Consider the following 23,277-nt stretch of genomic DNA (forward strand, 5'->3'; position numbering starts at 1 on the left):
GATAGCGCCATAGGCGAGCGCCGATAATCGTTCGATGACTTCGGCCCAGCACCTCAGTTTCCAGCACCTGCTCTACCTCGAAGCGCTGGTCGAGGAGCGGCACGTCACCCGGGCGGCCGAACGCATGGGGATCGGCCAGCCGGCCATGTCCACGGCGCTGGCCAAGCTGCGCGAGGTTTGCAAGGATCCGCTGCTGGTGAAGACCTCCACCGGCATGGCGCCCACGCTGCGCGCGGTGGAGCTGGTGCGGCGCATCCGCGACGTGTCGAACCTGATCGAAGGCCGCGGGCCGGGAGGCGATCGCTTCGATCCCGCGGCGTCGCGGGCCCGCTTGCGGATCATGGCGTCCGACGGCATCTCGCGCGTGCTGCTGCCGCAGCTGATGGAGCGCGCCGGCCGGCTCGCCCCGCAAATGCAGTTCACCGTCACCCCGGGCGACGTGCGCCGCGTGGCGGAATACCTGCGCGACGGCGATGTCGACCTGGCGCTGGCCTTCGTGCGCAACCCCCCGCGCGACCTGCGGCAGGTGCTGCTGTATCCGCAGCGCCTGATCTGCATCGCCCGGGACCAGCATCCACGGGTGCAGGCCAGGCTCACGCTGCGGCAGTTCGCCGAGGAAGCCCATGCGGCCTGGGGTGCGCCGCCGGTGCCGCAGGCGACGATGGAGGTCATGGTCGACGAGGTGCTGGAGCAGCTCGGCCACAGCCGCCGGATCGCCTTGCGGGTCTCCAGCATCACGCTGCTGCCGGGTGTCGTGGGCCAATCCAACCTGCTGGCCGTCGTTCCGGAACCGCTGGCCCTGCATGCGCGCGAGACCCTTCCGCTGCAGCTGCTGCGGCTGCCGTTCGAGATTCCGCAGGCCGACGTGACCGCCCTGTGGCACGAACGCATGCACGGCGACCCGGCGCACCAGTGGCTGCGCCGCACCCTGACGGAAATCGCGCACGCCTTCGAGCAGCCCCCCGCGGGGGCCGCCGCTCAGCTCGGCGATCCGGCCTGAAGCAGGCGCCCGGCCACGAAGCGAACGGCGTCCTGCAGTCGCTCGCCTTCCAGCTCCCGGTGTCCGCCCGGGTAGGCCACCAGCCGCTTGTCGGGCGAGCCGACGGCGTCGAACAGGTCCTGGGTGGCCTGGCGGTCGAAGGCCTCGTCGCTCCACTGCTGGGTGAACCACACCGGGCAGCGGATGCGGCGCGCCTGCTCGGCCAGGTGCTCGCTGGCCGGGTAGGTGGTGCTCCACAGGCCGATGGCCGCCGCCCGGATGCGCGGCTCGTCCGCGAGCAGGGGGATGCCATAGGCCGTGCCCATGGAGACGCCGATGTAGCCCACCGGCAGATCGCGGTGCCCCGGCTGGGCCAGAAAGACGTCCAGCGCCGCCTTCATGTCCTGCGCCACGCTGAAGCGGCCCACCCCCGCGCGCCAGGCATCGCGAAAGCGCTGCTTGGAAACGGTGGGGTCGAGATTGCCGTCGACGGAGCGCTCGCCGTGCACGGGGCCGTCGATGGCCAGCACGGCCAGGTCGACGGCCAGACAGGCCTGCGCGATCGCCAGGATGGCGGGCGACGCCTTGTGGCCGCTGCCGCCGTGCAGCGCCAGGACGACGCCCCGGCAATCGCCCGCGGGCGTCCAGGTCAGCGTGGGCACCGGTTGCCCGTGGGCGACGACGTTCAAGGCTTGCGGCGTGGGAAGAGGATGAGTGGGCATGGGTGATTCAAGGACGGACAAGAAGCCAGCGCGCATTCAAGCAGACCGGAAGGCCTGAGGCCATGGCGGCCGCGCGATGCCGGGATCAGGAAATGTCGATGGCGCTCGGGCGCCATGGCCCGCACGTCGCGCCTTGACGAAGCGCCCGCCAGGACGGCAAGCACGCGATTCAAGGTCAAATCAGGCTGCAGCGCCCGCCCATCAAGCGTCAGCAGCTATCAATTGCATAGTCATCAAACCAGCACCCGCTCGATGCCGCCCGCGTTGGCGCGCGCCACGTAGTCGGGCAGCCAGCTTTCGCCCAGGATGTGGCGCGCCATCTCGATGACGATGTAGTCGGCCTCCAGCAGGCCATTCGTCAGGTCGTCCTCGTAGCGCTTGAGACCTTGCAGGCAGCTGGGGCAGCTCGTCAATATCTTGACGTTGGCCTTGTCGGCCACGGCGCCGCTGGCGCGTAGCTGGGTCTCGCCCTTCTTGATCTCCTGCTCCTTGCGATAGCGCACCTGGGTAGCGATGTCCGGCCGCGTGACGCCCAGCGTGCCCGACTCGCCGCAGCAGCGCTCGCTCTTGACGACCTGCGCGCCGACCAGCGCCTTGACGGTTTTCAGCGAATCCTGCTGCTTCATCGGGTCGTGGCAGGGCTGGTGGTACAGGTAGGCGCCCTGCTGGGCCGCCGGCAGGGTGATGCCCTTTTCAAGCAGGTATTCGTGGATGTCGACGATGCGGCAGCCCGGAAAGATCTGCTCGAAGCGGTAGTCGGCCAGCTGGTCGTAGCAGGTGCCGCAGCTGACCACCACGGTCTTGATGTCCAGGTAGTTCAGCGTGGTGGCCACCCGGTGCAGCAGCACGCGGTTGTCGGTGATCATTTTCTCGGCGGCATCGAACTGGCCGCTGCCGCGCTGCGGATAGCCGCAGCACACGTAGCCCGGCGGCAGCACGGTCTGCACGCCGGCATGCCACAGCATGGCCTGCGTGGCCAGGCCGACCTGGCTGAACAGGCGCTCGGAGCCGCAGCCCGGAAAGTAGAACACCGCCTCGCTGTCGGTCGTGGTCGCCCGCGGGTCGCGGATGACCGGCACGTAGGCGCGGTCCTCGATGTCCAGCAGCGCGCGCGCCGTCTTCTTGGGCAGGCCGCCGGGCATCTTCTTGTTGACGAAGTGGATGATCTGCTCGCGCACGGGCGCCGGCCCCACGGTGGCGGGCGGGTGCGCGGTCTGCGCGCGGCCGGCCACCTTCAGCAGATCGACCACCGCACGCTGGGCCGGAAAGGCCACGCCCGTCATCAGCGCCCGCGTGGCGTTGATGACGCGCGGCTCGGTGGCATTCAGGAACGCCATGGCCGCGGCCTTGCCGGGGCGAAAGCTCTGCTGGCCCATCTTGCGCAGCAGGTTGCGCATGGCCATGGTCACGTCGCCGAAGTCGATCTTGACCGGGCACGGCGCCAGACAGCGGTGGCACACGGTGCAGTGGTCGGCCACGTCCTCGAACTCGGCCCAGTGCTGCAGGCTGACGCCGCGGCGCGTCTGCTCCTCGTACAGAAAGGCCTCGATCAACAGCGAGGTGGCCAGGATCTTGTTGCGCGGGCTGTACAGCAGGTTGGCGCGCGGCACGTGGGTGCTGCAGTCGGGCTTGCACTTGCCGCAGCGCAGGCAGTCCTTGATGCTGTCGGCGATGGCGCCCAGGTCGCTTTGCTGCAGCAGCAGCGACTCGTGCCCCATCAGGCCGAAGCTGGGCGTGTAGGCATTGGTCAGGTCGGCGCGCAAGCTGACCTTTTCAACGGATTCGGCCGCCAGCGCCCGTCCACCTTGCGCTGGCAGCTCCGCATTTCGCAGCAACTTGCCCCGATTGAAGCGCCCTTCGGGGTCGACGCGGCGCTTGTAGTCGGCAAACGGCGCCAGCTCGGCGTCGCTGAGGTACTGCAGCTTGGTGATGCCGATGCCGTGCTCGCCGCTGATCACGCCATCCAGGCCGCGCGCCAGCGCCATCACGCGGTCCACCGCCCGGTGCGCGGTTTGCAGCATGGCGTAGTTGTCGCTGTGCACCGGTATGTTGGTGTGCACGTTGCCGTCGCCCGCGTGCATGTGCAGGGCGATCCACACGCGGCCCTTGAGCACGCGCTGCTGGATCTCGCCCAGCGCGGCCAGCAGCGGCTCGAAGTCGCTGCCGATGAAGATGCCTTGCAGCGGCGCGCGGATCTGGGTCTTCCAGCTGGCGCGCAGGCTGTGGTCCTGCAACTGCGGAAACAGGCGCTCCACGTCGCGCAACCAGCCCTGCCACAGCGTGCGCGCCTGGCGCACCACGTCCAGCGCCAGCTCCACCTTTTCCTGCAGCAGCTCGGGCGGCGGCGGCTCGGCACTGGCCGGGCCCAGGGGCAGCTTGCCGCCTTGCAAGAAGGCCTCCAGCGCATCGGCCAGCTCGATCTTGTTGCGCAGCGACAGCTCGATGTTGATGCGCTCGATGCCGTCGGTGTATTCGGCCATGCGCGGCAGCGGAATCACCACGTCCTCGTTGATCTTGAAGGCGTTGGTGTGGCGGCTGATGGCGGCCGTCTTCTTGCGGTCGGCCCAGAACTTCTTGCGCGCGTCGGCCGCCACGGCGATGAAGCCCTCGCCCGCGCGCGAGTTGGCGATGCGCACCACCTCGCTGGTGGCGCGCGCCACAGCGTCGGCGTCGTCACCGGCGATGTCGCCCACCAGCACCATCTTGGGCAGGCCGCCGCGCTTGGACTTGGTGCTGTAGCCGACGGCGCGCAGGTAGCGGTCGTCCAGGTGCTCCAGGCCGGCCAGCAGGGTTCCGGTTCGCTTTTGCTCGGCGAACATGAAGTCCTTGATCTCGACGATGCTGGGCACCGCATCCTTGGCGTGGCCGAAGAATTCGAGGCACACGGTGCGCGTGTGCTCGGGCATACGGTGCAGCACCCAGCGCGCGCTGGTGATCAGGCCGTCGCAGCCCTCCTTCTGCACGCCCGGCAGGCCGGCCAGGAACTTGTCGGTCACATCCTTGCCCAGCCCGGTCTTGCGAAACTGCGCGCCGGGAATGTCGAGCTGCTCGGTCCGCTGCAACTGCTTGCCGCTGGCGTCGAAGTATTTCAGCTCGAAGCTCGCCCGCTCGGCATCATGAATCTTGCCCAGGTTGTGATTCAGGCGCGTGACCTCCAGCCAGGTGCCCTCGGGCGTGACCATGCGCCAGCTGGCCAGATTGTCCAGCGCCGTGCCCCACAGCACGGCCTTCTTGCCGCCGGCGTTCATGGCGATGTTGCCGCCAATGCAGCTGGCCTCGGCGCTGGTCGGATCGACGGCGAACACCAGGCCCGCGTCCTCGGCCGCGTCGGCCACGCGCTGGGTCACCACGCCGGCCTCGGTCCAGATCGTGGCCACCTCGTGATCGAGCCCGGGCAGGCGCACGCGCTCGACCGCGCCCATGCCCAGCAGCTTTTCGGTGTTGATGACGGCGCTCTTCCAGTCCAGCGCAATCGCGCCGCCGGTGTAGCCCGTGCCACCGCCGCGCGGGATGATGGTCAGGCCCAGTTCGATGCAGCCGGCCACCAGGGCGGCCATCTCGGCCTCGGTGTCGGGCGTGAGGACGACGAGCGGAAACTCCACCCGCCAGTCGGTGGCGTCGGTCACATGGCTGACGCGCGACAGGCCGTCGAACTTGATGTTGTCCTTGTGCGTGTGGCGGCTTAAGGACCGCGCGGCGCGCCGGCGCAGCTCGGCCACCTTGTCGAACGAGCGGTCGAAGGCGTCGACCACCCGGTGCGCAGCGGCGAGCAAATCACCCACCTGCGCATCGCGCGCCGCGTCATCCTCGGGATGACGGCGCTTGTCGATCTCGGCCAGGCGGTGGCGCAGCGCCTGCACCAGCAGGCGCCGGCGCTTGGGGCTGTCCAGCAAATCGTCCTGCAGATAGGGGTTGCGCCGCACCACCCAGATGTCGCCCAGCACCTCGTACAGCATGCGCGCCGAGCGGCCGGTGTGGCGCTCGCCGCGCAGGCCCTGCAGCAACTCCCAGGCGCGCGCGCCCAGCAGGCGCAGCACGATCTCGCGGTCGGAAAAGCTGGTGTAGTTGTACGGAATCTCGCGCAGTCGCGCGGGCTCGGCGGCAGGCAAGGCGGCCTGCGCGGGCGTCATCGGGGCATTCATCGGCTCACACCTGGGGCGGAGCCGATCGGCGTCGGCCCGCAAGCTCGGGGCCGGTGATTTTAGGCGACGCGGCGCTCAATACCGGCGTTTCACGGTCAATATGACCGCCAGACTGCGTAGGCCGGGTCGAGACCCAGCATCAGCGCGCTTGCTGGGTTTCGTGCCTCAATCCAGCCTACCCCGAGACTGCGGCACTACGGGATCAGAACAACACGCGACAGCGAATGGTGCCCGGGATTTCGGCCAGGTGCTGCAGCGCCACGTCGGACGAGGCGGCGTCCAGGTCGATCACCACGTAGCCGATGCTCTCGTTGGTCTGCAGGTGCTGCGCGGCGATGTTGATGTGGTTGTCCGAGAACACGTGGTTGATGCGCGAGAGCACGCCCGGCACGTTCTGGTGCACGTGCAGGATGCGGTGCTTGCCCGGGTGCGCGGGCAGCGCCACCTCGGGGAAGTTGACCGAGGTGATGGTGCTGCCGTTGTCGCTGTACTTGGCCAGCTTCTCGGCCACCTCCAGCCCGATGTTGGCCTGCGCCTCCAGCGTGGAGCCGCCGATGTGCGGCGTCAGGATCACGTGGTCCAGCCCGCGCAGCGGCGAGACGAACTCGTCCTTGTTGCTCTTGGGTTCGGTCGGAAAGACGTCGATCGCCGCGCCGGCCAGCTTGCCGGCCTTCAGCGCGGCGGCCAGCGGCTCGATCTCGACCACGGTGCCGCGCGCGGCGTTGATCAGAATGCCGCCGGGCTTGAGCGCGGCGATCTCGGCGGCGCCGATCATCCATTGCGTGGACGGCAGCTGCGGCACGTGCAGGCTGACCACGTCGGCCTCGCGCAGCAGCTCCTGCAGGCTGTGCACCTGGCGCGCGTTGCCCAGCGGCAGCTTGTTGACCACGTCGTAGAAGATGACGTGCATGCCCAGCCCCTCGGCCAGCACCGACAGCTGCGTGCCGATGGAGCCGTAGCCGACGATGCCCAGCGTCTTGCCGCGAATCTCGTGCGCGTTGTCGGCGCTCTTGAGCCAGCCGCCGCGGTGCGCCGCCGCGTTGCGCGCCGGAATGCCGCGCAGCAGCAGGATGGCCTCGGCCAGCACCAGCTCGGCCACCGAGCGGGTGTTGGAATACGGCGCGTTGAACACCGCGATGCCGCGCTCGCTGGCTGCCTTCAGATCGATCTGGTTGGTGCCGATGCAAAAGGCGCCGATGGCCACCAGCTTGGGCGCGTGCGCCAGCACCTCGGCCGTCAGCTGGGTGCGCGAGCGAATGCCCACGAAGTGCGCGTCGGCCAGCTTGCGCCTGAGCTCGTCGCCCTCCAGCGCCTTGGGCAGCAGCTCGATGTTGGAGTAGCCGGCGCCGCGCAGCACCTCCTCGGCGTGGGGGTGTATGCCCTCCAGCAACAAAAATTTGATCTTGCTCTTGTCCAGCGAGGTCTTGGGCATGGGGTTTCAGTCGGATGAATGCAGGAAACGGGTTCGCGCCGGCGGTGGCCGCGCGACGAAAACCGGCCATTGTGCACCGCAGCAATATCCTTGGCGGCCTCCCTGCTTTGTCGGGGCGGCGCGCGGGCAGGCGGCGCCCGAACGGGTTATCCCGATTGCCGCCCAGCCCGCCGATGTGCGAAAACGTCACAGTCGCGCGGCATCATGGAGCCCGCGATCCGCGCATGCACGGGCGGCAACGCCCCGATTTCAGATCCAATTCTTCAGAGGAGTTCTCATGCGATTCAAATCCCTGGCGCTGGCTGGCGCCGCCCTCCTGTCCCTCGGCCTGGCCGGGCCCGCGCAGGCGCAGACCGAAATCCAGTGGTGGCACTCCATGGGCGGCGCCCTGGGCGAGTGGGTCAACGACCTGGCCAAGGACTTCAACGCCAGCCAGAAAGAATACAAGGTGGTGCCTACCTTCAAGGGCAGCTACGACGAGTCGATGACGGCCGCCATTGCCGCCTTCCGCGCCGGCAACGCACCCGACATCCTGCAGGTGTTCGAGGTCGGCACGGCCACCATGATGTACAGCAAGGGCGCCATCAAGCCGGTGGCCGAGGTGATGAAGCAGGCCGGCGTCAGCTTCGACCCCAAGGCCTACATCCCGGCCGTGGCCGGCTACTACACGGCGCCCAACGGGCAGATGCTGAGCTTCCCGTTCAACAGCTCGACCACGGTGTTCCACTACAACAAGGACGCCTTCAAGGCCGCCGGGCTCGACCCCGACAAGCCGCCCAAGACCTGGCCCGAGGTGGCGCTGGCCGCCGCCAAGCTCAAGGCCGCCGGCCACAAGTGCCCCTTCACCACCAGTTGGATCAGCTGGACGCAGCTGGAGAGCTTCTCGACCTGGCACAACGTGCTGTTCGCCACCCTCAACAACGGCTTTGGCGGACTGGGCGCGCGCCTGGTGTTCAACAGCCCGCTGCACCAGCGCCACTTCGAGAACCTGGCCAACATGGCCAAGAACGGCCTGTTCGTCTACAAGGGCCGCGGCAATGCGGCCGACGCCACCTACGTGTCGGGCGAGTGCGCCATGCTGACCGGCTCCTCGGGCCTGTATGCCAACGTCAAGCGCAACGGCAAGTTCGCCTTCGGCATCAGCACCCTGCCCTACTACCCCGACGTGCCCGGCGCGCCGCAAAACACCATCATCGGCGGCGCCAGCCTGTGGGTGATGGCCGGCAAGAACGCCGAACACTACAAGGGCGTGGGCAAGTTCCTGGCCTATCTGTCGCAGCCCGAGGTGGCCGCCGCCAGCCACCAGCGCACCGGCTACCTGCCGGTGACCAAGGCGGCCTACGAGCTGACCGAGAAGTCGGGCTTCTACAAGCAGAACCCCGGCACCGAGGTGGCCGTCGAGCAGATGATCCGGAAGACCACCGACAAGTCGCGCGGCATCCGGCTGGGCAACTTCGTGCAGATCCGCACCATCATCGACGAGGAGACCGAGAACCTCTGGTCCGGCAAGAAGACCGTCAAGGAGGCGCTGGACGCGGCCGTCAAGCGCGGCAACGAGCAACTGGTGCGCTTCCAGAAGGTCAACGGCGGCTGAGTCCGCGCGGGCGGGCGGCCAAGCAGTTTTCAAGCCAAATAGGGCTTTGGCGCCCGCCCATCCTGCGCAAGAAGCTATCATTTGAATAGTATTTGAGCGGAGCCTTCGGGCCGCCCATGAAGCTGGGGCGCGCCCGCGGTTCACGCTACCATCGCAGCCCATGGAAAAACGCGTTCGCTTCAAGTCGGCCTGGCTGCCCTGGCTGCTGGTGGCCCCGCAGATGGCGATCGTGTTGGTTTTCTTTTTCTGGCCCGCCGCCCAGACGCTGTACCAAAGCGTGCTGCAGGAAGACGCCTTCGGCACCACGCAGGAGTTCGTCGGCTGGGCCAATTTCGCCCGGCTGTGGCACGACCCCAGCTACCTGGCCTCGGCGCAGACCACGGCGGTGTTCTCCATCCTGGTGGCGGTGTTCGGCATCTGCATTGCGCTGCTGCTGGCGGTGATGGCCAACCGCGTGGTGCGCGGCGCCCTGATCTACCGCACGCTGCTGATCTGGCCCTACGCCGTGGCGCCCGTGGTGGCCGGCGTGCTGTGGCTGATGATGTTTTCCTCGCCCTGGGGCGTCATCTCGTACCTGCTGCAGGCGCTGGGCTACGACTGGAACCACCTGCTCAACGGCCGCGATGCGATGACGCTGATCGTGATCGCCGCGGTATGGAAGCAGATTTCCTACAACTTCCTGTTCTTCCTGGCCGGGCTGCAGTCGGTGCCCAGCTCGGTCATCGAAGCGGCCACCATCGACGGCGCCACGCCCTGGCGGCGCTTCTGGACCATCGTGTTTCCGCTGCTCTCGCCCACCACCTTCTTCCTGCTGGTGATGAACGTGATCTACGCCTTTTTCGACACCTTCGCCATCGTCGACGCGGCCACGCACGGCGGGCCGGGCAGGGACACCGCCATCCTGGTCTACCGCGTGTACTACGACGGCTTCAAGGCGCTGGACATGGGCGGCTCGGCCGCGCAGTCGACGGTGTTGATGGCGGTGGTCATCCTGCTGACCGTGTTCCAGTTCCGCTTCGTCGAGAAAAAAGTCCAATACTGACCCTGCCCATCAGATCATGATGATCGAGCGCCGCCCCGTCCTGGACTTCGTCTCGCACGCCGTGCTGATCCTCGGCGTGGCCGTGGTGGCGTTTCCGGTGTTCATCGCCATCATCATGTCCACGCAAACGGCCAGCCAGATCGCCAGCAGCAACCCGCTGTCGCTGGTGCCGGGCGGCAACCTCGCCGAAAGTTACCGCCTGGCGCTGATGGGCGGCCAGACGCAAAGCGGCTCCACCATTCCGCCCGGCTGGCCCATGCTGTGGGTGAGCTTCGTGGTGGCCATGGTGATCTCGCTGGGCAAGATCGCCATTTCCATCATCTCGGCCTTTGCCATCGTCTACTTCCGCTTTCCCTTCCGCGGCCTGGTGTTCTGGCTGATCTTCATCACCCTGATGCTGCCGGTGGAGGTGCGCATCGGCCCGACCTACCAGGTGGTGGCCGACCTGGGCCTGATCAACACCTACGCCGGCATGACGGTGCCGCTGATCGCCTCGGCCACCGCCACCTTCCTGTTTCGCCAGTTCTTCCTGACGGTGCCCGACGAGCTGGCCGAGGCCGCGCGCATCGACGGCGCGGGGCCGATGCGCTTTTTCAAGGACATCCTGCTGCCGCTGTCCAAGACCAGCATGGCCGCCCTGTTCGTGATCCAGTTCATCTACGGCTGGAACCAGTACCTCTGGCCGCTGATCGCCACCACCAGCGAGGACATGTACCCGATCGTGCTGGGCATCAAGCGCGCCATCTTCGGCGAGATCTACGTCGAGTGGAACGTGGTGATGGCCACCGCCATCCTGGCCATGCTGCCGCCGGCCATCGTCGTCATCCTGATGCAGAAATGGTTCGTCAAGGGCCTGGTGGACACGGAGAAATGAAACCATGAACAGCCGGACGCAGAGGACGCAAAGGATTCGCAAAGGACGCAAAAGAAACCTTGAATTTTTCTGCGTTCTTTGCGCAACTTCTGCGTCCCCTGCGTCCGGTATTTGATCTTTTATGGCCCAGATCCAATTCAACAACGTCGTCAAGCGCTACGGCAGCGGCCCCAAGGCCAACCAGGTCATCCACGGCGTGAGCGCCCAGGTCGACGACGGCGAGTTCGTCGTCATCGTCGGCCCCTCGGGCTGCGGCAAGTCCACCCTGCTGCGCATGGTGGCGGGGCTGGAGGAGATCACCGAAGGCGAAATCTCCATCGGCGAGCGCGTGGTCAACGACCTCGAGCCGTCCGAGCGCGACATCGCCATGGTGTTCCAGAACTACGCCCTGTATCCGCACATGAGCGTGTTCGACAACATGGCCTACGGGCTGAAGATCAAGAAGGTGCCCGAGGGCGACATCCGCGCCCGGGTCGACAAGGCCGCCGCCATCCTGGAGTTGGGCGGCCTGCTGCAGCGCAAGCCGCGCGAGCTCTCGGGCGGGCAGCGCCAGCGCGTGGCCATGGGCCGCGCCATCGTGCGCCAGCCGCAGGTGTTTCTGTTCGACGAGCCGCTGTCCAACCTGGACGCCAAGCTGCGCGCGCAGACCCGGCTGGAGATCGAGAAGCTGCACCGCGAGCTGGGCATCACCAGCCTGTTCGTCACCCACGACCAGGTCGAGGCCATGACGCTGGCCGAGCGCATGATCGTGATGAACGCCGGCCGCATGGAGCAGTTCGGCACCCCCGACGAGGTCTACCACCGCCCGGCCAGCACCTTCGTGGCCGGCTTCATCGGCGCGCCGCCCATGAACCTGCTCAGCGGCATCGAAGGCGTGCGCGAAGGCGCGCTGCTGGGCATCCGTCCCGAGCACCTGCGCGTGGTCGACTCGGGCGGCTGGCAGCTGCACGTGCAGACGGTGGAAATGCTGGGCGCCGAACGCCTGATCTACGGCCACCTGAACGGCACGCAAGGCCCCTGGACCATCGTGCGCATGAGCGAGACCGAGGCACCGCCCGCGCCCGGCCAGCAGCTGCACGTGCAGCCGCTGGAAGACCGCATCCACGGCTTCGACGCGGCCACCGGGCTGCGCCTGGATTCGTGAAGCAACTACATATTTGATAGCTTTCGGCGCTTTATCAGAGCGGGCTACGCCCCATTCGACCATGAAAGCAGCTTTCCTGACCGGACACGGCGGCAACGAGGTCGTCGCCGTCGGCGAACGCCCCCTGCCCGCGCGCGCGGCGGGCGAGGTGCGCGTGCGCCTGCACGCCGCCACGCTCAACCGCGTCGACCTGTACATGCGCGGCGGCGGCGCCGGCATCACGCACCAGCTGCCGCACATCCTGGGCGTGGACGGCGCCGGCGTGGTCGACGAGGTGGACGCGGGCGAGGCCCTGCTGGCGCCCGGCCAGCGCGTGCTGCTGCACCCCGGCCTGTCGTGCGGGCGCTGCGAGTTCTGCCTGCGCGGCGACGACGTGCTGTGCACGCGCTATCAAATCCTGGGCGAGCAGCGCGACGGCACCTTGGCCCAATCCATCAGCGTGCCGGCGCGCAATGTGCTGCCGCTGCCCGACGGCTGGTCGTTCGCCGAAGGCGCGGCCCTGGGCGTCAACCACCTCACGGCCTGGCGCATGCTGGTCACGCAGGCGCGCCTGCAGCCCTGGGAGACGGTGCTGATCTTCGGCATCGGCGGCGGCGTGTCGCTGGCCGGCCTGCAGATCGCCAAGGCGCTGGGCGCGCGCGCCATCGTCACCTCGCGCCACGCCGACAAGCTGGAGCGCGCCCGCGCCTTGGGCGCCGACCACGTGATCGACAGCAGCCGTGAGGACATCGCCAAGGCCGCGCTGGCCGCCACCGGCGGACGCGGCGTCGACGTGGTGTTCGAGAACGTCGGCGAGGCCGTGTGGGCGCACGCCATGAAGTCGCTGGTGCGCGGCGGGCGCCTCGTCACCTGCGGCGCCACCAGCGGCGACCAGCCGGGGGCCGACCTGCGGCGCCTGTTCATCCGCCAGCTGAAGGTGCTGGGCTCGACCATGGGCACCGTGGCCGAGCTGCACCAGCTGCTCGCCTTCTGCCAGCGCCATGGCCTGCGCCCGGTGATCGAGCGCACGTTTGCGCTCCATGATGTGCACGCGGCGCTCAGCCTGCTCGAATCGGGCCGGCAGTTCGGCAAGACCGCGCTCACCATCGACTAAGAAGGTGTGAACGAACCCATCATGCCCGCCCTGACCGCCAAAACCCGCCCGCTCCGCATTGCAAATGCTCGCCGCAGCTCGAGAGCTACGTCTGCGCTTTGCGCCTTGATCGGACGCGTTTTGACGATCCTTTCGCGCCAGCAAGCGGTCGTTCAGTCTTGAGCACATGACACTATGCCGAGTGCGCCTCAAGTAAGGGTGCTTGCGTGCCTTCTCGGCTCACTGGGGAGCACGCCATTTATTGCGCTGCGTGCATCAATAATACCAAACATTGCAATTCCCCTAACGTAGCCTGCGTCGCACACTTGCTCCCCAGAACTGCTACCGCTTGGTGCAGTCAGCAAAGGAGACAACATTGGACGCACAGCAAGATCAGCTGCAATCGTGGGTCGGACGCAGCGAGAGAATCGAAGACACCGTCAACCCAACCCCCGTGGTCGCACTGACGGCGACTCTGGACCATCCGGCGACGCCGGTAATCGCGGGCACCACGCTTCCCCCACTTTGGCATTGGCTCTACTTCCTGCCGATGCACCGGCAGAGCGAAATCGGCGCCGACGGCCATGCCAAGCGCGGCGGCTTCCTTCCGCCAGTTCCGCTACCTCGGCGCATGTGGGCCGGCAGCCAGTTCGAGTTCCGCACTCCGATTCGCGTAGGCGACCGTGTCGCGCGAACCTCGACCATCGATGACGTCACGACCAAGGAAGGCCGCACCGGCAAGCTCGTGTTCGTGAAGGTGCGCCACGAGGTGCGATGCAACGAGGCCATCGAGCCGGCGCTGGTCGAGTTCCACGACATCGTGTACCGCGAAGCCCAGGGACCGAACGATCTCGTGCCGCCGCCCCAAGCCGCACCGGCCGAGGCCGCCTGGCGCCGCCAGATCGTGCCTGACGACGTGCTGCTGTTCCGTTACTCGGCGCTGACCTTCAATGGCCACCGCATCCACTACGACCGCCAGTATGTGACGCAGGTCGAAGGCTATCCAGGCCTGATCGTGCACGGTCCGCTGATCGCGACACTGCTGATGGACCTCCTGCGCCGCCAACTGCCCAAAGCCGACGTGGCGACCTTTCGCTTCAAGGCCGTGCGCCCGACTTTCGACCTGAACGCCTTCCATGTCAGCGGCCAGCCGCAGGCCGACGGCAAAACGATCCGTCTCTGGGCCTCGGATCACGAGGGCTGGCTGACGATGGACGCCACCGCAGTGCTGCGCTGACCCCCCGACCACAACATCAAGAGAGACAAACTCATGCAGCCACTCAAGGGCATCACCGTCGTCACGCTGGAGCACGCGATTGCCGCGCCCTTCGCCACTCGCCAGTTGGCCGACCTCGGAGCCCGGGTCATCAAGATCGAGCGCCCCGGTTCGGGCGACTTTGCCCGCGGTTATGACGAACGCGTTCGCGGCTTGGCATCGCACTTCGTCTGGACCAACCGTTCCAAGGAAAGCCTCACGCTCGATGTGAAACACCCGGATGCAGCCCAGGTGCTCGAACGGTTGGTCATGGAGAAGGCCGACGTCGTCGTGCAGAACCTGGCACCGGGCGCTGCAACGCGCCTCGGGCTGGGCTACGACAAGCTCTCCGGTGCCAAGCCAGGCTTGATCGTTTGCGATATTTCCGGCTACGGCGACGACCCGCACCATCCCGGGCCGTACCGCGACAAGAAAGCCTACGACCTGTTGATCCAAAGCGAGGCCGGCTTTGTCTCCGTGACTGGCACGCCCGAAGAGCCCTGCAAGGCGGGCCCTTCGATCGCGGATATCGCCGCCGGCATGTACGCCTACAGCAACATCCTCGCCGCGCTGTTGCAGCGCGGCCAGACAGGCAAGGGGCAACGCATCGACATCTCGATGCTGGAGTCGCTGGCGGAGTGGACCAGCTACCCGCTCTACTACGCCTTCGAAGGAGCCGCGCCGCCGCCGCGCACCGGCGCCAGCCACGCGACGATCTACCCGTACGGCCCGTTCCCGGCCGGCGACGGAACCACGGTGATGCTGGGCCTGCAGAACGAGCGCGAATGGGTCAGCTTCTGCGACAAGGTGCTGGAGCAACCAGACCTCGCGAAAGATCCACGCTTCACCGCCAACTTCAACCGCGTGGCGGAGCGGGTCGCGTTGCGCCAGATCATCGTGGACGCCTTCGAGCCGCTGACTGGCGTGCAGGTGGTCGAGCGACTCGAACTCGCGCAGATCGCCAATGCCCAGGTCAACACCATGAAGGAGGTCTGGGCGCACCCACAACTCGCGGCGCGAGGGCGTTGGACCGAGGTCGGAACGGCCGTGGGGCCGGTGCCCGCCATGCTGCCGCCCGGCACCTGGGATACCGGCCCGCGGATGGATCCGGTGCCTGCGCTCGGCGAGCACACGGACGCGATCCTGGCCGAGCTCGGCTACAGCGCAGCCGAGATCGCCGGACTGCACATGTCCAAAGCCGTCTGAGGTCGCTGTCATGCCCACCGAATTGCTGCCTCCTGCTCGCACCTACCTCTTTGTGCCCGGCACGCGCACGGGACGTTTCGACAAGGCGCTGGCCAGCGGTGCCGACAGGGTCGTGCTCGACCTCGAGGACGCCGTGGCCACTGACGACAAGGCCCATGCACGCAGCGCTGTCGTCACATGGCTGCAGGGTGCAATGCCCGCAGACCGGTCACGCATCGTGGTACGAATCAATGACGCCGGCTCGCCCTGGTTCGCCGCCGACCTCGCGGCGTTGGGCGACGCGCCCGGGATCAGCGTGCTCTTGCCCAAAGCCGAGTCGGCCACGCAGATCGCCGAGACCCAGGCTGCGTTGCCGGATGCGGGAATCTTCGCGCTCATCGAAAGTGCACGCGGTGTTTCCGAAGTGGACCGCATCGCGGCCGCCGGCGTGCAGCGCCTGGTGTTCGGCACGCTCGACTTCGCGCTCGACCTCGATATGGACATCTCGACGGACGCCTCCGGCCTTGGCTATGCAGCGAGCCGCATCGCGATCGCATCGCGCCTGGCCGGCCTGCCGGCACCGATAGCAGGCGTCACGCCGCAACTCGACGACGAGGCACGCTTGCTGTCAGATCTTGCGGAGGCTCGACGATTTGGCTTCGGCGCCAAGCTGTGCATCCACCCACGCCAGATACAGCCGATCCACGCGGCGCTGCGTCCGAGTGCGGAGGCGCTGGATTGGGCTCAGCGCGTCCTGGTTGCCGATGCCGCATCGCCCGGCGCCGCCCGCCTCGATGGACGCATGGTCGACCGGCCCGTGGTGCTGCAGGCACAACGCACGCTGGCCCTGGCCCGCAACTGACAGACCTCATTCACCAACTTCCACTGCAGAAAGAGACAACACATCATGGCCTCCACCATCATCGATTCGCGCATCTTCGGCGACATGTTCAGCGACGCGCGCATGCGCGACGTCTGGTCCGACGAGAACCGCACCGCCAAATACCTCGACATCGAACGCGCGCTCGCCAAGGTGCAGGGCGAGCTCGGCATCATCCCGAAGGAAGCGGCCGACGAGATCGTCCGCAACTGCAACCTGTCGCAGATCGACTGGGTCAAGCTCAAGGCCAAGACCGAGCAGATCGGCTATCCAATCATCGCGGTGGTCAACCAGATCAATGCCAACTGCCGCGACAAGCTCGGCGAGTTCTGCCACTGGGGCGCAACCACGCAGGACATCACCGACACGGCCGCCGTGCTGCAGATGCGCGAAGGCCTCGCGCTGGTTGAGCAGGATCTCGACGAGATCGGAGATGCGCTCGCCGCCCTGGCAAAGAAGTACCGTGATACGCCCGTCATCGGCCGCTCCAACCTGCAGCAGGCCACGCCTATCACCTTCGGCTACAAGATGGCGAGCATCCTGGCCGGTATCGACCGTCACCGCGAGCGCCTGCAGCAACTCAAGCCGCGTGTCCTGATGGGTGAGTTCGGCGGTGCGTCGGGCACCTTGTCCTCGCTGGAGAAGGGCGCCATGGAGACCCAGGCCGGACTGATGAAGGAACTGGGACTGGCCCAGCCACTGATCTCGTGGCACACGGTGCGCGACACCATCGCGGAGGTCGGAGCCTTCCTCGGGCTGGTCGGAGGCTCGCTCGGCAAGATCGCGATGGATGTCAAGCTGATGATGCAGACCGAGGTGGCCGAGGTGTTCGAGCCCTTCGCGCCGGGCCGCGGCTCGTCGTCGACCATGCCGCAAAAGCGCAACCCGATTTCGTGCCTCTACATCCATGCCAACGTGTCGGTGGCACGCCAGCATGCCGCCGCGCTGATGGACGCGATGGTGGCCGACCATGAGCGCTCCACCGGCCCGTGGGAAATCGAGTGGGTGTCGCTGCCGGAGATCTTCTGCCTGATGTCCGGCGCGCTGAAGCAGAGCAAGTTCGTTCTCAAGGGCCTGGAAGTCGACGCGACCCGCATGCGCGCCAACATCGACATCACCAACGGACTGGTCATGTCGGAGGCCGTGATGATGGGCCTGGGCCCGTATATCGGCCGCGAATACGCGCACGACCTTGTGTACGACCTGTGCCGCCAGTCGATCACTGAGAACCGGCCGCTGATCGAGATCCTCGTTGCGCATCCGGAGATTAACAAGCACGTCACCCGCGCACAGCTCGACGCCATGTGCGACCCGGCCAATAACCTCGGCCAGGCGGGTGTGATGGTCGACCGCGTGCTGGCCGCACGCGGCTGACCCCCTTCAGGCCGGAGACAACAGCATGAAAATCAAGAAGCTCTTGAAGCTCCTCTACATTCAGGTCCTGATCGGCCTGATCCTCGGCATCACCGTGGGCCACTACTGGCCCGAGTTCGGCGCCGCGCTCAAGCCGCTCGGCGACGGCTTCGTCAAGCTGGTCAAGATGATGATCGCGCCGGTGGTGTTCTGCACCATCGTGAGTGGCATCACTTCCCTCGGCGACTCGAAGGAGATCGGAAAGACGTTGATCAAGGCGATGGGGCTTTTTTATGCGCTGACGATCCTGTCACTGATTATTGGCCTGGTCGCCGTGCTCCTGATGAAGCCCGGCGTGGGCATGCATATCGACCCGAAGAACCTGGACGCCTCCGTCGTGACCCGGTTCGCAAGCCAGGTGCACATTCATGGGTTCACCGATTTCGTGATGCACATCATTCCCAATGCGTTCTTCGGGGCCTTCGCCGAAGGCGAGGTCCTGCCGGTGCTGCTGTTGGCGGCTCTGTGCGGCTTTGCTCTCACGCGAATTGGCGCCCCCGCCAAGCTGGTGCTTGCCAGCATTGACGGCTTCTCGCACATGCTGTTCGCGGTTTTCGGCATCATCATGCGTCTTGCCCCGATCGGCGCGTTCGGCGCCATGGCGTTTACGGTCGGACGTTACGGCATCAAATCAATCGGTTCGCTTGGCTTGCTGATCGCCACGCTCTATGTGGCCTGCATATTCTTCGTCGTCGTTGTCCTCGGCCTGCTGGCGCGCCTGCACGGTTTCAAGCTTTGGCAGCTCTTGCGCTACGTCAAGGAGGAGTTGCTGGTGGTGCTCGGCACTTCGTCGAGCGAGCCCGTGCTGCCGCGCCTGCTGCAAAAGCTCGAGCGCCTGGGCTGCAAGAAGGGCATCGTCGGGCTGGTCCTGCCGACCGGCTACTCGTTCAACCTCGACGGCACGGCCATCTACCTCACGCTGGCGTCGATGTTCATCGCCCAGGCCTGCGACATCCATCTGTCGTGGCTTCAGATCGGCTCGATGCTGGGCATCATGTTGCTCACATCCAAGGGCGCAGCGGGGGTGACAGGCAGTGGTTTCGTCGCGCTGGTGGCCACGCTCACGGTCATGCCCGATCTGCCGGTGGCCGGGGTGGCACTGATCCTCGGCATCGACCGTTTCATGTCGGAAGCGCGTGCGCTGACCAGCACCATCAGCAACTGTGTGGCCTGCATCGTGGTTTCGATGTGGGAAAACGCCTGCGATCGGGACGTGCTGCAACGTGAGCTCAGCGTGAACTACGCCAATACAGAGCACGAACTGGAGGTTGGCGATGGGCAGCCCGTGGCGATCGGCGCCGCCGGCACGGCTCACTGATCCACAGCAGCGGAAATGGGCGCGGCGACACGGGCTTTGGCCGGCTTGCCGCGTTTTGCTTTCATCTCCAGGAAGAATCCATAGAGTTGTTGCGCGGCCGGTGACAGCGAGCGGCCCTTGCGCCGGATCAGCCCGATCTTGCGAGTGATCACCGGGTCGTAAAGCGGAACGCTCACAAGCAGTGGATGGTCCGCGTCCGGCATGGCGATAGAAGGCACCGCAGCCACGCCGAGGCTAGCCTCCACCAGCCCAAGCATCGTCGTGACGTGCTGGGTCTCGTAGATGCTCTGCGGACGGCCAGGCAGGCCTGAAAGCGCCTGATCCAGCAGCAGCCGGTTGCCCGACGCCTTGCTGACCGAGATGTAGTCGTACTGCCCCAGGTCGGTCCAGCTCACGCGGCGCTTCTTCGCGAGCGGGTGGTCGCGCCTGCAAGCCGCGACGAAACGTTCCTCCAACAAAGGCTTGAATTCTATGTCCGGCTCCTTGCCGCCGACGAAGTTGAGCCCGAAGTCGGCCTCACCGCGCGACACGGCCGAGAGCACTTCGTTGGCGCTGGCGTCGAAGACCTTCACCCGGATCTTCGGGTAGCGCTCGTGGTAGCGCGAGATCACCTGCGACAGGAAGTAGTAGACGGTCGAAGGCACGCAGGCGATCGTCACCTCGCCCATGCGCGTGGCCGCTACACCACGGATGCCCAATAGCGTGTGGTCGAGGTCGTCCAGGAGTTGCTGCACCTTGCGATCGAAGTCGCGTCCTACCGAGGTCAGGCTCACACGCCGGGTGGTGCGGTCGAGCAGTCGCACGCCGAGCGCTTCCTCGAGCTTTTCGATGCGTCGGCTGAAGGCCGGCTGCGATACATGCAGCGCCTCGGCTGCCTTGCGGAAGCTGTTGAGTTCGGCCACCGCCCGGAACGCCTGCAGATCGTTGAGATTGAAGTTGATGGCCATGGTGCATGGGCTCCTGAGGCAGTGTCACTGATCCACAGTGTGCATCAATCGATTCTAAACATGCAATTCACAGAATTCTTCCAGGAGCGGAACATTCGACCAAGGCCAACCAAGAGCCTCCCAGGTATCCAGTTCTCGACAATCCACCGGAGTAGACAAATTGAAGATCCAGAAGATTCGCCTCGTTGCCGCCGTTGCGCTGGCGGCGTCCTTGGCTTGCGGAAGTGCGGCAGCCGCCTTTCCTGAAAAGTCGATCACGCTCGTGGTGCCCACCGCGGCGGGCGGCGCCAACGACGCGATGGCGCGTGTTGTCGCACAGTCCATGTCGACCATCCTCAAGCAGCCGGTCATCGTCGCCAACAAGGCCGGCGCCAATGGTGCGATTGCCAGCGAATACGTCATGCGCGCTGCGCCCGACGGCTACACGCTGATGCTCGGCTACGTTGCCACGCATGCCATGAACCCGTCGCTGCAAAAGCTACGCTACGACCCCGTGAAGGATTTCGAGCCCGTCGGAATGATCGGATCGTCGGCCACGGTGATGGTGGTCAATCCCGGCGTCAAGGCGAGTAACGCGAAGGAGATGGTGGCGCTGCTCAAGGCTGCCCCCGACAAGACCAGCTACGCCTCGGCCGGCACCGGCACTGCGCCGCATTTCGCAGCCGAGATGTTCAAGCTGTCGACCGGCACCAGCATGCTGAACGTGCCGTACAAGGGCTCCGCGCCGGCCATCACGGACACCCTTGGCGGCCAGACGCAGGTGATGTTTCCCAGCCTCTTCACGGCCATGCCCTACGTGAAGGCAGGCAAGCTCAAGGCGCTCGGCATTGCCGGCAGCAAACGCTCGGCGTTGATGCCCGACGTGCCCACGCTGAAAGAGCAGGGCATCAACGACGTCGACGTGTCGCAGTGGTACGGCATCTTCGCGCCGGCGAAGACGCCCAAGGCCGTGGTCGAGCAACTCAACAAGGTGCTGAACGAAGTGCTGGCCGACAAAAGCGTCATCAAGCGCCTGGAAGACCACGGCGCTGAAGTCTCGACCATGACCACCGACCAGATGCGCACCTACGTCGCGGACGAGCAGGTCAAGTGGAAGAAAGTCGTGCAGGCCGCAAAGATCACGGCGGATTGACTATGAGTCAAAGCATTCCCTGCGTGCTGATGCGCGCCGGCACCTCCCGCGGCCCGTTCTTCCTCCGCGAATGGTTGCCCGAAGGCGACGAGGCGCGCGACCAGGCGCTGATCGGGGCCATCGGTGCCTCCGATCCTCTGCAACTCGATGGCGTGGGCGGTGGCAGCACGCTCAACAGCAAGGTCGCCATCGTGTCGCGCTCGGCGCAGCCGGGGTGCGACATCGACTATCTCTTCGCACAGGTCGGCGTGGGCCATCGCTCGGTCGACACGCGGCCCAACTGCGGCAACATGCTCTCGGGGGTCGCGCCTTTCGCGATCGAGCAGGGTTTGATTCCTGCGGCGGACGGCACCACCAGCGTGCGCGTTTACAACGTCAACACCGGGTCGCGCATCGACGTGACGGTGCAAACGCCCGGCGGCCGCGTCACCTATGAAGGGGACACGCGCATCGATGGCGTGGCCGGCACGGCGGCGCCGATCCTGCTCAACTTCCTCGATGCCTGGGGGGCGGTCACCGGGCAGGTCTTCCCGACAGGCCGGCGAATCGACACGATCGACGGCATCCAGGTGACCTGCATCGATGCGGCCATGCCGCTGATGATCGTGCGCGCTGGCGATCTCGGTGTCACGGGGCGCGAGAAACCAGTTGCGCTCGATGCGAACACCGCGCTCCTCGAGCGGCTGGAAAGCCTTCGCCTGGAGGCCGGCCGCAGGATGGGTCTCGGCGACGTGTCCAACAGCGTCATTCCAAAGCCAGTGCTGGTGAGCATGGGTGAGTCGAATGACAGCATCACCTCGCGCTACTTCACCCCGCGCAAATGCCATGCATCGCATGCCGTGACAGGAGCCATCGGCGTCGCAAGCGCCTTTGCCTTGCCCGGAACGGTAGCGAGTGGCGTGGCCCGCGATCCGGGACGGCACAAGCTGGTCGTGCTGCATCCTGCCGGACAAATCGATGTCGAAGTTGAGTTGAAGGGCAGCGCAGACGCCGCAACAGTCGAGCGCGCTGCCCTCGTTCGTACGGCGCGAAAGATCATGCAGGGGGAACTGCATCTGCCCGACTACGTATTCTCACGTCCAGAAGCACGAGACGCCGAGTCGTCAGACTTCCCGCGCAGAGCCCTGACCATCATCGTCCCGACACGGGCCGGTGGTGGCAACGACACGATGGCCCGCATCATTGCCGCCAAGTTGGGCCCGCTGCTCGGTCAGGAAGTAGTGGTCGACAACCGGGCCGGGGCGAACGGCGCCATCGCAAGCGAGTACGTGGCGGGCTCCGCGCCGGACGGCCACACCTTGATGTTCGGCTATGTCGGTACGCACGCGATGAACCCGGCCTTGCAGAAGGTGAGGTACGACCCGGTTGAGGACTTCGCTCCGGTCGGGCTTGTCGGTTCGTCGTCGACCCTGATGGTTTCCCATCCGGACAAGGGCGCGCCAGACCTGCACACGCTCATCGCTCGGCTGAAAGAGTCGCCTCGCTGCTTCAGCTACGCATCCGCCGGTGATGGGACGCCGCCGCACTTCGCCGCCGAGCTGTTTCAGCTCAGCAGCAAGACGTCGATGGCGAGCTTGACATTTGAGGGGGCCGGACCAGCTATTGCGGACACTGTCGATGGTCGGTCGCAGGTCATGTTTCCCAGCCTGTTCACGGCATACCCTTTCATCCGTGCGGGACAACTGCGCGCGTTGGCGGTTGCAGGACCGAAGCGCCTGGAGGCCCTTCCTGGGGTGCCGACCCTCGCAGAACTGGGGATCACGGGGGTGGATGTCGTGCAATGGTATGGGCTGTTCGCGCCGGCCGGTACGCCCATCTCAGCCATTGATCGCCTCAATCGGGCGCTCAACGAGGTACTGGGCGACCCGGAGGTCGTCGAACGCTTCGAGAGCCATGGTGCGCGGGCCGAACCGGGAACCGCCGATGCGCTTGCGCAAAGGATGCAGAGAGATCTGGCCCGTTGGCGCCAAGTCGTGGCTCAGGCCGAGATCGCGCCGAAAGAGTCGCCCCAACTCGCGCTTGATTGACGCGTCGCCTCTATAGGAAATGCGCTGGGCGCGGGCAGCATCATGTCTGAGTCTTACGCACGTGGCCAAGGTCTGCTCGGTGGTCGAAACCAGCCGCAGCAGGCGCGGGTCGCCCATTT

Annotated in this window: 17 protein-coding genes; 13 read left to right on the forward strand and 4 right to left on the reverse strand. The window is 66.2% G+C overall.

Annotated elements, in window-relative coordinates; genetic code table 11:
* Positions 1-34 precede the first annotated feature (34 nt).
* A complete protein-coding gene (locus ACWHMB_RS16035; protein ID WP_377484899.1) occupies positions 35-1,000 on the forward strand; it encodes a LysR family transcriptional regulator in 966 nt (321 codons plus the stop codon).
* Here ACWHMB_RS16035 and ACWHMB_RS16040 read toward each other — a convergent pair.
* The 3 genes from ACWHMB_RS16040 to serA all read right to left on the reverse strand — a co-directional run bounded on the left by ACWHMB_RS16040 (position 979) and on the right by serA (position 7,275).
* Positions 979-1,701 (reverse strand): alpha/beta hydrolase, encoded by a 723-nt coding sequence (locus ACWHMB_RS16040; protein WP_377484901.1) that lies wholly within the window; start codon positions 1,699-1,701, stop codon positions 979-981. The genes ACWHMB_RS16035 and ACWHMB_RS16040 overlap by 22 nt on opposite strands.
* Positions 1,702-1,934: 233 nt before the next feature.
* A complete protein-coding gene (locus tag ACWHMB_RS16045; protein WP_447648587.1) occupies positions 1,935-5,843 on the reverse strand; it encodes a DUF3683 domain-containing protein in 3,909 nt (1,302 codons plus the stop codon).
* Positions 5,844-6,045: 202 nt separating this feature from the next.
* The gene (serA, locus tag ACWHMB_RS16050) at positions 6,046-7,275 is read right to left on the reverse strand and encodes a phosphoglycerate dehydrogenase (protein WP_377484905.1); all 1,230 of its coding nucleotides are present in this window, start codon (positions 7,273-7,275) and stop codon (positions 6,046-6,048) included.
* A gap of 277 nt (positions 7,276-7,552) precedes the next feature.
* Here serA and ugpB point away from each other — a divergent pair, with 277 nt between their 5' ends.
* The 10 genes from ugpB (at position 7,553) to dctA (ending at position 19,052) form a co-directional block, all read left to right on the forward strand.
* Positions 7,553-8,869 carry a sn-glycerol-3-phosphate ABC transporter substrate-binding protein UgpB gene (gene ugpB / locus ACWHMB_RS16055; protein WP_377484907.1) on the forward strand — a complete coding sequence of 439 codons (1,317 nt, stop codon included), beginning with the start codon at positions 7,553-7,555 and terminating at the stop codon, positions 8,867-8,869.
* A gap of 160 nt (positions 8,870-9,029) precedes the next feature.
* A complete protein-coding gene (gene ugpA, locus ACWHMB_RS16060; protein WP_377484909.1) occupies positions 9,030-9,911 on the forward strand; it encodes a sn-glycerol-3-phosphate ABC transporter permease UgpA in 882 nt (293 codons plus the stop codon).
* 19 nt (positions 9,912-9,930) lie between these two features.
* A complete protein-coding gene (gene ugpE / locus ACWHMB_RS16065) occupies positions 9,931-10,785 on the forward strand; it encodes a sn-glycerol-3-phosphate ABC transporter permease UgpE (protein WP_377485072.1) in 855 nt (284 codons plus the stop codon).
* A gap of 121 nt (positions 10,786-10,906) precedes the next feature.
* A complete protein-coding gene (gene ugpC, locus ACWHMB_RS16070; RefSeq protein ID WP_377484911.1) occupies positions 10,907-11,929 on the forward strand; it encodes a sn-glycerol-3-phosphate ABC transporter ATP-binding protein UgpC in 1,023 nt (340 codons plus the stop codon).
* Positions 11,930-11,990: 61 nt separating this feature from the next.
* On the forward strand, positions 11,991-13,022 hold the full coding sequence (locus ACWHMB_RS16075; protein ID WP_377484913.1) for a zinc-binding dehydrogenase: 1,032 nt from the start codon (positions 11,991-11,993) through the stop codon (positions 13,020-13,022).
* 355 nt (positions 13,023-13,377) lie between these two features.
* Positions 13,378-14,238, forward strand: coding sequence for an FAS1-like dehydratase domain-containing protein (locus tag ACWHMB_RS16080; protein ID WP_377484915.1), 861 nt, complete (start codon positions 13,378-13,380; stop codon positions 14,236-14,238).
* Positions 14,239-14,271: 33 nt separating this feature from the next.
* Positions 14,272-15,462: a CaiB/BaiF CoA transferase family protein gene (locus ACWHMB_RS16085; RefSeq protein ID WP_377484917.1), complete on the forward strand. Its 1,191-nt coding sequence runs from the start codon at positions 14,272-14,274 to the stop codon at positions 15,460-15,462.
* Positions 15,463-15,472: 10 nt separating this feature from the next.
* Positions 15,473-16,303: an HpcH/HpaI aldolase/citrate lyase family protein gene (locus ACWHMB_RS16090; RefSeq protein WP_377484919.1), complete on the forward strand. Its 831-nt coding sequence runs from the start codon at positions 15,473-15,475 to the stop codon at positions 16,301-16,303.
* A gap of 45 nt (positions 16,304-16,348) precedes the next feature.
* Positions 16,349-17,695, forward strand: coding sequence for a class-II fumarase/aspartase family protein (locus tag ACWHMB_RS16095; protein WP_377484921.1), 1,347 nt, complete (start codon positions 16,349-16,351; stop codon positions 17,693-17,695).
* A gap of 25 nt (positions 17,696-17,720) precedes the next feature.
* Complete coding sequence (gene dctA / locus ACWHMB_RS16100; protein WP_377484923.1) at positions 17,721-19,052, forward strand: C4-dicarboxylate transporter DctA; 1,332 nt, start codon at positions 17,721-17,723, stop codon at positions 19,050-19,052.
* On the opposite strand, the gene ACWHMB_RS16105 is transcribed toward dctA, so the two are convergent.
* Positions 19,046-19,999, reverse strand: coding sequence for a LysR family transcriptional regulator (locus ACWHMB_RS16105; RefSeq protein ID WP_377484925.1), 954 nt, complete (start codon positions 19,997-19,999; stop codon positions 19,046-19,048). The two genes, dctA and ACWHMB_RS16105, sit on opposite strands and share 7 nt — an antisense overlap.
* A 160-nt stretch (positions 20,000-20,159) precedes the next feature.
* Here ACWHMB_RS16105 and ACWHMB_RS16110 point away from each other — a divergent pair, with 160 nt between their 5' ends.
* Positions 20,160-21,131 (forward strand): Bug family tripartite tricarboxylate transporter substrate binding protein, encoded by a 972-nt coding sequence (locus tag ACWHMB_RS16110; protein WP_377484927.1) that lies wholly within the window; start codon positions 20,160-20,162, stop codon positions 21,129-21,131.
* A gap of 2 nt (positions 21,132-21,133) precedes the next feature.
* Positions 21,134-23,158, forward strand: coding sequence for a 4-oxalomesaconate tautomerase (locus ACWHMB_RS16115; protein ID WP_377484929.1), 2,025 nt, complete (start codon positions 21,134-21,136; stop codon positions 23,156-23,158).
* Positions 23,159-23,277: the final 119 nt, after the last annotated feature.

Source organism: Ottowia pentelensis (assembly GCF_964341695.1).